General features: G+C 70.6%; 11 protein-coding genes. 7 read left to right on the top strand and 4 right to left on the bottom strand.

The genetic code is table 11. The annotated features are described in order from the left end of the window. Window positions 1-44: 44 nt before the first annotated feature. Window positions 45-1,475: a glycoside hydrolase domain-containing protein gene (locus tag ACOADB_RS04500; RefSeq protein WP_378596732.1), complete on the bottom strand. Its 1,431-nt coding sequence runs from the start codon at window positions 1,473-1,475 to the stop codon at window positions 45-47. A 158-nt stretch (window positions 1,476-1,633) separates the two neighbouring features. Between ACOADB_RS04500 and purL the strand changes: the two genes are divergently transcribed. Next, window positions 1,634-3,958 (top strand): phosphoribosylformylglycinamidine synthase subunit PurL, encoded by a 2,325-nt coding sequence (gene purL, locus ACOADB_RS04495; RefSeq protein WP_378596774.1) that lies wholly within the window; start codon window positions 1,634-1,636, stop codon window positions 3,956-3,958. A 41-nt stretch (window positions 3,959-3,999) separates the two neighbouring features. Here the strand turns inward: purL and ACOADB_RS04490 are convergent, their stop codons facing one another. Next, complete coding sequence (locus ACOADB_RS04490) at window positions 4,000-5,028, bottom strand: hypothetical protein (RefSeq protein ID WP_378596731.1); 1,029 nt, start codon at window positions 5,026-5,028, stop codon at window positions 4,000-4,002. 72 nt (window positions 5,029-5,100) lie between these two features. Beyond that, a complete protein-coding gene (locus tag ACOADB_RS04485) occupies window positions 5,101-6,369 on the bottom strand; it encodes an MFS transporter (protein WP_378596730.1) in 1,269 nt (422 codons plus the stop codon). A gap of 81 nt (window positions 6,370-6,450) precedes the next feature. Between ACOADB_RS04485 and ACOADB_RS04480 the strand changes: the two genes are divergently transcribed. The 6 genes from ACOADB_RS04480 to ACOADB_RS04455 all read left to right on the top strand — a co-directional run bounded on the left by ACOADB_RS04480 (window position 6,451) and on the right by ACOADB_RS04455 (window position 11,825). Continuing rightward, the gene (locus tag ACOADB_RS04480) at window positions 6,451-7,056 is read left to right on the top strand and encodes a helix-turn-helix domain-containing protein (protein WP_378596729.1); all 606 of its coding nucleotides are present in this window, start codon (window positions 6,451-6,453) and stop codon (window positions 7,054-7,056) included. After that, entirely contained in the window at window positions 7,056-7,415 is a 360-nt protein-coding gene (locus ACOADB_RS04475; RefSeq protein WP_378596728.1) for a sterol carrier family protein, read from the top strand. Before ACOADB_RS04480 ends, ACOADB_RS04475 begins: the two co-directional genes overlap by 1 nt. 37 nt (window positions 7,416-7,452) lie before the next feature. After that, the gene (locus ACOADB_RS04470; RefSeq protein ID WP_378596726.1) at window positions 7,453-8,808 is read left to right on the top strand and encodes a dipeptidase; all 1,356 of its coding nucleotides are present in this window, start codon (window positions 7,453-7,455) and stop codon (window positions 8,806-8,808) included. Between the two features lie 87 nt (window positions 8,809-8,895). Further along, complete coding sequence (gene purF, locus ACOADB_RS04465) at window positions 8,896-10,386, top strand: amidophosphoribosyltransferase (RefSeq protein ID WP_378596773.1); 1,491 nt, start codon at window positions 8,896-8,898, stop codon at window positions 10,384-10,386. 16 nt (window positions 10,387-10,402) lie between these two features. Continuing rightward, window positions 10,403-11,464 carry a phosphoribosylformylglycinamidine cyclo-ligase gene (gene purM, locus ACOADB_RS04460; RefSeq protein WP_378596725.1) on the top strand — a complete coding sequence of 354 codons (1,062 nt, stop codon included), beginning with the start codon at window positions 10,403-10,405 and terminating at the stop codon, window positions 11,462-11,464. A gap of 178 nt (window positions 11,465-11,642) precedes the next feature. Then, window positions 11,643-11,825: a DUF3073 domain-containing protein gene (locus tag ACOADB_RS04455; RefSeq protein ID WP_378596724.1), complete on the top strand. Its 183-nt coding sequence runs from the start codon at window positions 11,643-11,645 to the stop codon at window positions 11,823-11,825. 126 nt (window positions 11,826-11,951) lie between these two features. Here ACOADB_RS04455 and ACOADB_RS04450 read toward each other — a convergent pair. Then, the coding region (locus ACOADB_RS04450; protein WP_378596723.1) for a hypothetical protein at window positions 11,952-13,004 on the bottom strand (1,053 nt) is incomplete at its 5' end.

The following is a 13,004-nucleotide window of genomic DNA, read 5'->3' as shown; positions in this document are numbered from 1 at the left end:
CGGTTGCTGCGCAACCTCCTCGACCACCGACGACCCTGGTCAAGTCAGTACTTGCCCACCTGCAGGTTGGCCCACGTCGCGGTGCTGACGATGCCTGCCCGCGGCATGCCCACCTTGGCGCGGTAGGCCTGGACGTCGGATGCCATCTCTGCGTCGAAGATGCCGTCGATCTTGATCTCCAGGGTCGGCACGGCTGCCTGCATCGCGCGCTGCGCGCGTCGTACGTAGACACCGCGGGATCCGATCTTGAGGACCGGCCGGTGGCCCGCGGACAGGATGGACATCCAGTCCTTGACGCTCCAGGTCGTGCTGGTGCGGAAGCCCAGCGACTTCTGCCACCTCATCCCGGCTGCCTGCGTGGCGGTGTTGTAGAGCCCGTTGATGGCGCCCGTGTACATGGCCTTCTCGCGGAGCAGGCACTGCAACGCCTTGACCCGGGTGGCGTTCGGCACGACCGAGGCGGTGGGCGGCTTGACGGCGGAGTACCGCACCAGGTCGATCCGGATGCCGGAGCAGTGGCGCTCGGCCGCCGGTGTGGAGTTGCCGAGGTCGAGGAAGTTGCGGTCGATGTTGATCGTCACGCCGCCCCAGGTCTCGTTGTGTCCGCCCTGGTACTGCTTCACGCGGCGACCGGGCAGCCAGGCCGTGGGGGACAGGTAGGCGGAACTGACCGTGGTGTTGGCGATGCCGTCCCAGCGGGCGATCCAGAGCTGGTCGGGCAACGCGACGCCGGGCGAGTTCTTCGCGACGTCGTCGAGCATCTTGATGCCCGAACCGGCGCTGGAGTAGAAGCCGGACTTGTAGCTCAGCCCGTGCACGCGCAGCGTCCAGGCGTGCATGAACGCGACGGCGGACTGGCGGCAGCGCGTGTTGCCGAGGTCGAAGCCTTCGAGGTCGTAGAACAGCGTGCTGGCCGGGGCCAGGCCCAACGCCTTCGCCGCCGCCACGGCGCGCTCCGCCTCGAGCTTGCCCTGCGCCTTGGCCTTCGCATAGCTGCTGGTCGGGTCCGGGTTGATCGTCGGGTCGTCCTTGTACTTGGGGTAGCGCGTGCTGCAGCTGGCCTGCGGGCCCAGCGTGATCGGCAGCAGGCGCCAGCCCTGCACGAGCTGGCGGGTCACCCAGGCCGGCGTCAGGTTCGGCTGGCTGCGGCAGGCACGGGAGTTGCCGCTGATGTAGATGCCGACCGACAGGAACGGCGAGTTCTCGAGCCAGGCGTCCATCTTCGCCTGGGTCGGGGCCACGCACTGGTCGAACCCGTAGCCGGTGAAGTTGCCTGGCGTCACCGGGTTGGTGCCGGCGGCGGTCAGGTCGATCGGACGCGGAGTCGCCTTCGGTGTGTCGCCCTGGAGCTGTCCGAGCAACGTCAGCGCGAGGACGGCGGCCAGCACCCCTGTGGCGAGTCGACCGGACTGCGTGCGCAGGCGTGCGTGCGGTGCGGGTCGTCGTACCGAAGTGGGAACGAGCCGGACAGACATGGCGGAAACAACTCCAGGGGAAGTGGGAAGGGCCGTGGTGGCCATGTCACGGTAACCCCAACTTTCACATCCGTAACAGGCCTCGGTGATAACTACAGACCTGTAATTCGCGGCGCGAGCCGTCCCGGGACCCCCGGAGTGCGGTGGTGAGCGATCTCATGGGGGAGCGGGCGGAGGGAACGCCGACCCCGGCCGATAGATTTGCGTCCGTGGCCGACTCCGTTCCTGCACCCGCACGTCCCGCGCTCGACACCGTCGCGGTCGCGACCGGCGACCCGGACCGAGAACAGCCCTGGGCCGACCTCGGTCTGAAGACCGACGAGTACGACCGGATCAAGGAGATCCTCGGGCGCCGTCCGACCAGCTCCGAGCTGGCGATGTACTCGGTGATGTGGAGCGAGCACTGCTCGTACAAGTCCTCCAAGGTGCACCTCAAGCAGTTCTCCCAGATTCCCCAGGAGACTCCTATCGGCCCGATGCTCGCGGGCATCGGCGAGAACGCCGGCGTCATCGACATCGGCCAGGGCTACGCCGTCAGCTTCAAGGTCGAGAGCCACAACCACCCGTCGTACGTCGAGCCCTACCAGGGCGCCGCGACCGGTATCGGCGGCATCGTCCGCGACATCATCGCGATGGGCGCCCGCCCGGTCGCCGTGATGGACCCGCTGCGCTTCGGCCCGCTCGACGCCGACGACACCCACCGGGTGCTGCCCGGGATCGTCGCCGGCGTGGGTGGCTACGGCAACTGCCTCGGCCTGCCCAACATCGGCGGCGAGGCCGTCTTCGACGAGTCCTACCTCGGCAACCCCCTCGTCAACGCGCTCTGCGTCGGCGTCCTGCGCCACGAGGACCTCCACCTCGCCAAGGCATCCGGCGAGGGCAACCTCGTGGTCCTGTACGGCGCCCGCTCGGGTGGCGACGGCATCGGCGGCGTGTCCGTGCTCGCCTCCGAGACCTTCGACGCGGACGGCCCGGCCAAGCGGCCCAGCGTCCAGGTCGGCGACCCGTTCATGGAGAAGCTCCTCATCGAGTGCACCCTCGAGCTGTTCCAGGCCGGCGTGGTCGCCGGTATCCAGGACCTCGGCGGTGCCGGCCTCTCCTGCGCGACCTCCGAGCTCGCGTCCGCCGGTGACGGTGGCATGCACGTGCACCTCGACAAGGTGCCGCTGCGCGACTCGACGCTGTCGCCCGAGGAGATCCTGATGAGCGAGAGCCAGGAGCGGATGATGGCGGTCGTCGAGCCCGCCGACATCGAGGCGTTCCTCGCGATCACCACCAAGTGGGACGTCGAAGCCGCCGTGATCGGTGAGGTCACCGACAGCGGTCGCCTGGTCATCGACTGGCACGGCGAGACCGTCGTCGACGTCCCCCCGCGGACCGTCGCCCACGACGGCCCCGTCTACGAGCGCCCGTTCGCCCGCCCGTCGTGGCAGGACGCGCTGCAGGCCGACAAGGCCGAGGCGCTCGCCCGCCCGACCACCGGCGAGGAGCTGAAGGCCACGCTGCTCCAGCTCGTCGCGAGCCCGAACCTCTGCGACAAGTCCTGGATCACCGACCAGTACGACCGCTACGTGCAGGGCAACACCGTCCTCGCGCAGCCGTCCGACAGCGGCATGGTGCGCGTCGACGAGGAGACCAACCTCGGTGTCGCGCTCGCCACCGACTGCAACGGCCGCTTCGCCAAGCTCGACCCGTACGCCGGCGCCCAGCTCGCCCTCTCGGAGGCCTACCGGAACGTGGCCACCGGCGGTGCCGTCCCGCTGGCCGTCAGCGACTGCCTGAACTTCGGCTCGCCCGAGGACCCCGACGTGATGTGGCAGTTCGCCGAGGCATGCCGCGGCCTGAAGGATGCCTGCCTCGAGCTCGGCATCCCCGTCACCGGCGGCAACGTCAGCCTCTACAACCAGACCGGCGAGACGGCCATCCTGCCGACGCCCGTCGTGGCCGTGCTCGGCGTCGTCGACGACGTACGACGCCGGACGCCGTCGTCCTTCCAGGCGGCCGGTGAGCAGATCGTCCTGCTCGGCACCACCCGCGAGGAGCTGTCCGGCTCCGAATGGGCCAACGTCGTGCACGGCCACCTCGGCGGCCTGCCGCCGCAGGTCGACCTGGCCGCCGAGCGCAGCCTCGCCCGACTCCTGAAGGACCTCGTGGGCCTGGCGACCAGCGCGCACGACCTGTCCGACGGTGGCCTGGCCCAGACGCTGGCCGAGGGCGCGATGGTCAGCGGGATCGGAGCCACCGTGACGCTCGAGGGTGACCCGTTCGTGGGCCTGTTCGCCGAGTCGGCGGCGCGCGCCGTCGTCACCGTCGAGGACGTGGACATCGACGAGCTGCGTGCGCTGTGTGCACGCCACGACGTCCCGATGACCGTGCTCGGCACCACCGGCGGCGAGTCCCTCGTGGTCGAGGGCCAGTTCGACGTCGCCGTCGCTGACCTGCGGGACGCCTGGACGGCGACCCTGCCGGCTGCCTTGGGCTGATCGCCTTCGGCTGATCAGCTCCGGGCGTCGCCCGGGGCGGGTCAGCGGACCTTGGTGCGGACCTCGATGTCCGCCGTGATCTCTTCCTCGGCGTCCGCGCCGCCGTAGATCGACGTCTGGGTCATGTCGTAGGTGAAGGTCGCACCGAGCCGGGTCGAGGCTCCCTCGGTCAGGTCGAAGACCACGTTGTAGACGGTGGTGCAGCCGCCCTGCGTGAGGTCGGGGCACGACCGGGACGCGGTGTCCTCGATGACGGCGGCGGACTTGACCTTGCCCAGCGTGAAGGTCGGCGTGACCTCGAGGGGGTAGTAGATCGCTCCGGAGCGGGCGTCCGCGGACACGGCGTAGCGGCCCAGTGAGGTGCGGATCGTGACGCCCAGCCACGTGTGGTCGGGCTCGGCCCAGGCGCTGCCGGCGTAGGGGAGGCGCACCACGCGGCGCACGCTGCAGGCGAAGTCCGCCACGACGACCTTCTCGGCGAAGGTCGCGTCCGTGGTGCAGTTGCTGGCCTTGTCCTTCGGGGGCTTGAGGTCGTAGAGGGGCTCCGCCAGGCCGGCGTCGCGCTCCCCGGTGGCCAGGTCGACCGTCTGCTTCACACCCTCGAAGTCGACGGCGAGGCTGGGTTCCTTCGCCGATCCCGAGACGAGCACGTAGAACGACGCGGACCCTTCGCCCGTCTCCCGCGGTGCAGGAAGGCGGTACGACGCCCCGTCGGCCAAGAGCGTGATCGCAGGGGTGCTCTCGGTGGTGAGGAAGTCGGCGTAGTCGTTGAAGGTCGCGGCGTCGTACTGCCACGTGAGCGGCACGAACGTGCTGCCTGCGGGCGCGGTGATGGCCTCCAGCTGGCGGGTGTCGTCGGCGCCGAGCTTGTCGGTCGGCTCGCCCAAGGAGATCTCGAGCCGCCCGCGGGGCAGGACCACGGAGGAGGGCGAGCCCTCACTGAACTGGTCGTCAGCCCGGGCCGCCACGACGTCGCCGACCTCGACCCCGGCGTCGTCACCGCAGGCGGTGAGTCCCGGTGCGAGGACCAGTAGCCCGAGGGCAGCGGCAGCACAGCGACGGAGAACCATGGACCCATTCTGACGGGCGCGACCTCGTCGCACCGCGGTGGCTCACCATCACGCCCCCCGCAGGCCCCGTTCTCAGGCCTGCGCGAGGACGGGGTCGAGGTCTGCGCGCGGGTCTGCGAGGCGCGGCCAGTCCCGCGGACGGGGGACCGTTCGTACCGACCGCGCGAGGGTCGGGATCAGGGCCACGGCGGCAACGAAGGCCGTCAGGGCGAGGACGGCTGTCCCGCCGTCGAGCACGGACAGGAGCACGCCCGCGAGCACCGGGGCCAACGGCATGGTCAGCATCGAGGTGAACTGCATGGTCGACTGCACCCGTCCGATCAGGGCGGGCGGGGTGATCGCCATCCGGTAGGCCATCACCCCGGCGTTGCCGGCGGGATTGAGGAACATGCCGACGGATGCGGCCAGGGCCAGCGCCCACGGGTGGTTCCAGAGCGCGAGCGGGAGCGACAGCGGCACGAAGCTCCACGCGACCACGATCGTCAGGGGGCCGGTCGCGTAGCGGTCGATCAGCCGGGGCGCGGCCAGGGCCCCGAGGATGCCGAAGGCTCCGATCGCCGTCTCGACGAGGCCGATCTGCCAGGCGGGGAAGCCGGCCTCGATCAGGCGGAGCAGGGCGAGGAAGAAGAGCGCGTTGATCGACAGGTTGGCGGCGGGGGACCAGACCAGCAGGACGCGCAGGAACGGCCGGTCCCAGAGGAAGCGGAGTCCCTCGCCCAGGTCGCGGATCGGGTGGGAGTCGCTGGGGGTGGGCTCGGGGGAGAGGTCGGCACGGACCCGGCCGAGGAGCAGCCAGCCGATGGCGTAGGTGACGGCATCGGCGGCGAACGGCGCCCACCGCGCCAGGGAGAACAGGGCGCCGCCCACGGGTCCGCCGAGCAGTCCGGCGACGTGCTGGCGCGCCTGCTGCTGGCTGAGCGCCGTCGGCAGTTCCTCCTGGGACACGATGCTGCGGATCGCGGAGTACTCCGCGGGGCTGAACAGCCCGGTGACCACCCCGGTGGCCAGCGCGACCGCGAGCAGGTGCGGCAGCGTCAGGGTGCCGCTGACACCGGCCACCACGAGGGTGCCGTAGAGAACGACGCCGGAACCGAGGGAGAAGCGCATCAGGCGCAGTCGGTGCCGACGGTCCGCGAGCACCCCGGCCGGCAGCAGCATCGCGACCATGCCCAGCAGGAAGATCCCTTCGGCGGCTGCGGCCCACAACGCTGATCCCGAGAGCGCGTACGCCGCGAGCGGCATGGCGAACGCGGTGATCCGGGTGCCGAGCTCGGACACCGTTGCCCCGACCCAAAGGGCCGTGAAGTCGTGGTTGCGGGAGAGCGCTCGGAAGGACGACATGCCCGCACCATAAGTTGCGCAACAACCATTGCGCAATACATATTGCGCAAAGAGTCGTGCGCATGTCGGTAGGCTGCGCCCATGGTGATGTACGACGACCCGCGGATCCTGCGCGCGATCGCCCACCCGACCCGCAACCGGGTGCTGCACGAGCTCTCCGCGGCTGGGTCGCTGCGCGCGGCAGACATCGCCCGGCGCATCGACATCCCGGCCAACCAGGCGAGCTTCCACCTGCGGCAGCTGGCCAAGTACGGCCTGGTCGAGGAGGACCCCGACGCCGCCCGGGACCGGCGCGACCGGGTGTGGCGGATGGTGGATCCGGACGGCATCCGGTTCCGGACCTCGGACATGCTCGCCCGCCCGGGCGGACGGGCGGCGTACACGGTGTTCCAGCGGAACGCGATCGAGTGGGGCCGGCACCTGGTCGAACGCGCACTGGACCAGGCGGAGACGCCGGTGAAGAAGAGCGTGTCCGAGTGGTCGCTGCTGTTGTCGGCCGAGGAGTCCGAGCAGCTGATGGAGGAGCTCGGTGCCGTGGTCGAGCGCTACCGGGACGTCGGCCGCGCGGGCGGTGTCGACGCCGACCGCGAGACCTACTCGGTGTTCCAGCTGATCCAGCCGTACCCGGAGCTGCCCCAGTCGCCGTCGGGCTCGTCGGGCTCGTCGGACTCGGCGGGCGAGGACTGATGGCGTCCCGGCTGCGCCCCGCAGACCCCGAACTGGTCGCGGACGCCCTCGGGCGCCTGGCGTCCGACACCCCCGAGCGGGGCGACCTGCGGTTGCTCACGAAGCACTACCTCGCGCTGCTCGAGGCGATCGCGCCCGGACGGTCGGTGGAGGTGCGGGTGCCGCCGTACGCCGCCGTCCAGGTGGTCGAGGGGGTGCGCCACACGCGCGGCACTCCGCCGGCGGTCATCGAGACCGACGCCGCGACCTGGATCGCGCTCGCGACCGGCGACCTCACCTGGGCCGAGGCCGTCGAGGCGGGGACGGTCCGTGCCAGTGGCGAGCGCACCGACCTGGCGCCGTACCTCCCCCTGGGGTGATTTCGGCGACACGCGGCCAGGTCATAAGTTGGGGCCCATGACCGCACCTGTCTCCACCCATGACCTGCGTACGCGTCTTGCCGAGCTCCTCCCGGGCGTCCGATCGGACCTCGAGGCCCTCGTCCGGATCCAGTCCGTCAGCGCTGACCCCGACCGCCTCGACCAGGTGGAGGTCAGCGCCCAGGCGACGGCCGACCTCTTCGCCGCCGAAGGCGTCGACGTCGAGATCGTCCGGGCGTACGACGGCGCTCCGCCTGCCGTGATCGGCCACCGTGCCGGCCCCGACGGTGCGCCCACCGTGCTGCTCTACGCGCACCACGACGTCCAGCCCGAGAACGAACACGCCGAGTGGGACAGCCCGCCGTGGGAGCCGACCGAGCGCGACGGCCGCCTCTACGGGCGCGGTGCCGCGGACGACAAGGCCGGGATCATCACCCACATCGCCGCGCTGCGGGCGTTCGGCGACGAGCTGCCGGTCACGGTGAAGGTCTTCATCGAGGGCGAGGAGGAGGTCGGTTCCGACACGCTCCCCGCGTTGCTCAAGGCCTACCAGGACCGGCTCGCTGCCGACGTCATCGTGATCGCCGACTCCGGCAACTGGGACATCGGTGTCCCCGCGCTCACCACCTCGCTCCGGGGCCTGGTCCGCGTCGACGTCGAGGTCCGCACCCTGACCCACGCCGTGCACTCGGGCATGTGGGGCGGCCTCGTGCCGGACGCCCTGATCACCCTGTCCCGCCTGATCGCCACGCTGCACGACGACCGCGGCAACGTGGCCGTCGAAGGCCTGTTCAGTGGCCCCGCCGCCGACGTCGACTACCCGGAGGACCGCCTGCGCGCCGAGTCCGGCGCCGCCGCCGGCATCGAGTGGATCGGCGAGGGCTCGGCCGTCGAACGCCTCTGGACCAAGCCGGCACTCAGCATCACCGGCCTCGACGCTCCCAAGGTCGACGGCGCCTCCAACACGCTCGTCCCCGCGGCGCGCGCGAAGATCTCGCTCCGGATCGCCCCCGGCGACACCACCGAGAACGCCCTGGCCTGCCTGCAGCGCCACCTCGAGGCCAACGTCTCGTGGGGCGCCACCCTGACCACGACGGTCGTCGACACCGGTGAGGCCACGCAGATCGACGCCACCGGGCCGTCGTACGACGCCGCGCGGGCCGCGTTCGCCGAGGCCTGGGACGGCACCGAGCCGGTCGACATGGGCGTCGGTGGCTCGATCCCGTTCATCGCGGAGTTCCTCGAGACGTTCCCGCAGGCCTCCGTGCTCGTGACCGGCGTCGAGGACCCCGACACCCGGGCCCACGGCCCCAACGAGGGCCTGCACCTGGCCGAGTTCGAGAAGGTCCTGCTCGCCGAGGCCCTGCTGCTCCGCAACCTGGGCGCGTCCTGATTCGCCGAGTTGGGGTTTGTCACCGCCGTACGACGTCGACAAACCCCAACTCGACGGTGACAAACCCCAACTCGGACGAAATGAGGGATCCGGCGCTCGGCCGGTAGGCTCAGCACCGTGTGCGGAGTCTTTGGTGTGTGGGCCCCCGGTGAAGACGTCGCCAAGCTGACCTACTTCGGCCTCTATGCCTTGCAGCACCGGGGCCAGGAGTCTGCAGGGATCTCGGTCAGCAACGGTCGGCAGATCCTCGTCTACAAGGACATGGGACTGGTTTCCCAGGTCTTCGACGAGAACACCCTCGCGTCCTTCGGCGGCCACCTCGCGGTCGGCCACTGCCGGTACTCGACGACCGGCGCCAGCACCTGGCAGAACGCGCAGCCGACCTTCCGGCCCACGGCCGACGGCTCGATCGCGCTCGGCCACAACGGCAACCTCATCAACACCGCCGATCTGGCGCAGATGGTCGCCGAGCTGCCGAGCGACGAGGGCGAGCTGGACATCCACGCCCGCAACCTCGAAGCCGCGACCAACGACACCAGCCTGGTCACCGCGCTGCTCGCGCACCACCCCGACCAGTCGCTCGAAGCCCGTGCCATGGAGCTGCTGCCGCTGGTCAACGGCGCGTTCTCCTTCGTGTTCATGAACGAGAACACCCTGTACGCCGCCCGCGACCCCGAGGGCATCCGGCCGCTCGTGCTCGGTCGACTGGAGCGCGGCTGGGTCGTGGCCAGTGAGGACTCCGCCCTGGCGACCGTCGGCGCCAGCATCGTGCGCGAGGTCGAGCCGGGCGAGCTGATCGTCATCGACGAGGACGGCCTTCGTTCGCACAAGTTCGCCGAGCCGCGCCGCAAGGGCTGCGTGTTCGAGTACGTCTACCTCGCCCGACCGGACGCCACCATCGCGGGCCGCAGCGTCCACGAGGCGCGCGTCGAGATGGGCCGACAGCTGGCCCGCGAGTTCCCGGTCGACGCCGACCTGGTCATCCCGGTCCCCGAGTCCGGCACCCCGGCTGCTGCTGGCTACGCCCTGGAGAGCGGCATCCCGTTCGGCCAGGGCTTCGTGAAGAACGCCTACGTCGGGCGGACCTTCATCCAGCCCAGCCAGACCCTGCGCCAGCTCGGCATCCGGCTCAAGCTCAACGCCCTCGAGCACATGATCCGCGGCAAGAAGATCGTGGTCGTCGACGACTCGATCGTGCGCGGCAACACGCAGCGTGCCCAGGTCCGGATGCTCCGCGAGGCAGGCGCCCTCGAGGTGCACGTCCGGATCTCCAGCCCGCCGGTCAAGTGGCCGTGCTTCTACGGCATCGACTTCGCGACCCGCGCCGAGCTGATCGCCAACGGGCTCGAGCCCGAGGAGATCGCCGCGTCCGTGGGCGCCGACAGCCTCGGTTACATCTCGCTGGAGGGCATGATCGACGCCACCGGCCAGCAGGAGAGCACCCTGTGCACGGCCTGCTTCACCGGCAAGTACCCGATCGAGCTTCCCGACGAGAGCCTGCTCGGCAAGCACCTGCTCGAAGCAACGCTTCAGCCGAGCACCCACGGCGAAGCACTCCCCGTCTTCAACAACCCCTGATCCTGGCCGGAGAACCATGAACGACAACGCCTACGCGCGCGCCGGAGTCGACATCGAGGCCGCGGACCGCGCCGTCGACCTCATGAAGGAGTGGGTCGAGAAGGCCCGCCGCCCCGAGATGCTCGGTGGCCTCGGCGGCTTCGCCGGACTCTTCGACGCCTCGGCCCTGCTCGCCTACAAGCGCCCGCTGCTGGCCACCTCCACGGACGGTGTCGGCACGAAGGTCGCCGTCGCGCAGATGATGGACAAGCACGACACGATCGGGTTCGACCTGGTCGGCATGGTCGTCGACGACCTCGTCGTCTGCGGTGCCGAGCCGCTCTTCATGACCGACTACATCGCGACGGGCAAGGTGGTTCCCGAGCGGATCGCCGCCATCGTCAAGGGCATCGCTGAAGCATGTGTCGAGGCGGGTTGTGCGCTCGTCGGTGGCGAGACCGCGGAGCACCCCGGTCTCCTCGCCCCCGATGAGTACGACGTCGCGGGCGCCACCACCGGTGTCGTCGAGGCCGACGCCCTGCTCGGCGCCAACCTCGTGCGCGCCGGGGACGTCGTGATCGCGATGGAGGCCAGCGGCCTCCACTCCAACGGCTACTCCCTGGCCCGCCACGTCTTCTTCACCCAGGCCGGCTGGACGGTCGACCGCCAGGTCGACGAGTTCGGCCACACCCTGGGCGAGGAGCTCCTCGTCCCGACCCGGCTCTACACGAAGCCTTCGCTGGCCATCGCCCGCGAGACCGAGACGCACGCCATGGCGCACGTCACCGGTGGCGGCCTGGCCAACAACCTCGCGCGGGTCATGCCGCCCGAGCTCAAGGCCACCCTGGACCGCGGCACCTGGACGCCCGGCCCGGTCTTCGACGTCGTCCGCAAGCTCGGCAACGTCTCCCAGCCCGACCTCGAGGCGACGCTCAACTGCGGCGTCGGCATGGTTGCGATGGTCGCGCCCGATTCGGTCGACGCCGCGATCGCCCGCCTGGCCGAGTTCGGGATCAATGCCTGGGTCGCCGGCGACGTCGCGGCCGACCCGGAGCTCAAGGGCACCGTCGAACTGGTGGGCCGGCACCCCGGTTGGTGACGCGGTCGGGAACCCGGTGGGGGACCCGATTGGTGACGTGGGCCTCAAACCCGGCGGATCGCCGAGACCGGAGTACGGGAACATCCACGGGCCATGTAATGTTGTGCCCACGAGACTCAGATTCAGCAGTCCGGGGCCCCGAGGGCTACCGGCCAAGTGTGCGAGGGGGCTGGACCCTATGGGCCGCGGCCGAGCGAAAGCCAAGCAGACCAAGGTCGCACGCGACCTGAAGTACCAGACGCACGAGACCGATCTGTCGGCCCTTGCGCGCGAGCTCCATGGTGAGCCCGCTCCGCGAGAGGTCGCCGAGAAGGTCGACGAGCGCGACGAGTGGTCGGACTACTCCGACCGTCGCGACTGAATCATTTGCGCGAGCGCGTCTTCGACGCAGATCCGGGGCAGCAAGCTGCCCGGGGGACGCCTCCCGACGCGCTGCCGCGCGACTGAGTAATTTGCGCGACTGAATCAAACAGCGCGTCCGTCAGCCTCACCGGCTGGCGCGCATCACCACGACATCCCCGTGGGTGCCGTAACCGGCGAGCCGCCCGCCTGCGGGCGTCCCGTCGAACGTCACCAGTGACCATCCGTCATCGGGCCGGTACTCGTCCGGAGCGATGACGGTCGGCCACGGGATGTTCGTGGGGTACGGCGCTTCCAGGGTGCCGATCTCGCGGAGGTCCAGGTCGAAGACCGGGAACCGCCCGCGGGTGGCTCTGGAGTTGTCCCTGCCGTCACTGGCGAGCACTCGCCAGTCGTCCCCGATGCGCACGATCGTGGTGCCCTCGGTCGCGCGGCGGTCGGTCGCTGCTCCCCGGAGGGTGAGGTCGTCGAGCGAGGGCCCGGACGCGAGCACGGGATGGAAGTCGAAGAACTTCCTCGCGCTGACGTAGCCGACCAGCCACTCACCGGTCCCGGTGCGCACCAGGTGCGGATCCCACACGCCCACGCTCGGCCCGTCGGTCGGCAGCTCCAGCGACCGCGTGGCCAGCAGGTGCTGGCCACGGAGCAGGTCCCCGGTCGACTCCGCCACGGTGATCTGGACGGTCGCGTCGCGTCGCTCGGCCTTGTCGGCGGGGAAGTCGGCCCACGTGCTCGTCGCCACCAGCCACCGCCCGCCGTCACGCACCAGGTGCGTGGCGTGGTCGCCGAAGGCGCCGGGACGATCCGGGCGCTGGAAGAACAGGTCGGCGCGGTGGGTCAGGCCGCTGTCGGCCAGCTGCCAGACCGACGTGTGGCCGGTGTCGAAGAAGCCCGGGCCGGCGCTGGTGGCCGTGAACAGCACCCCTCCTTCATCGCGGTACGGCGACCCGTCGGCGTGCGACACGAGCCGGATGTCGCGCAGGCCGAGCTGCCCGAAGCCCCCGGCCGACCAGGCCCGGACCTCGCCGGTCCATGAACTGGTCAGTCCGGCCAGCCAGGTGCCGTCCCGGGTGTCGACGATCCCGCGGAGGTCGACGCGTCCCCGGACCACCCAGGCGCCGTTCTCGAGCGTCAGCGCCGCCAGGTGTGTCCCGGTGAGGGTCAGGGCCAGTCGGGCCGG

It is taken from the genome of Nocardioides sp. CPCC 206348, from assembly GCF_048654705.1.
Taxonomy (GTDB): domain Bacteria; phylum Actinomycetota; class Actinomycetes; order Propionibacteriales; family Nocardioidaceae; genus Nocardioides.
This window is presented reverse-complemented; position numbering and strand designations above follow the sequence as displayed.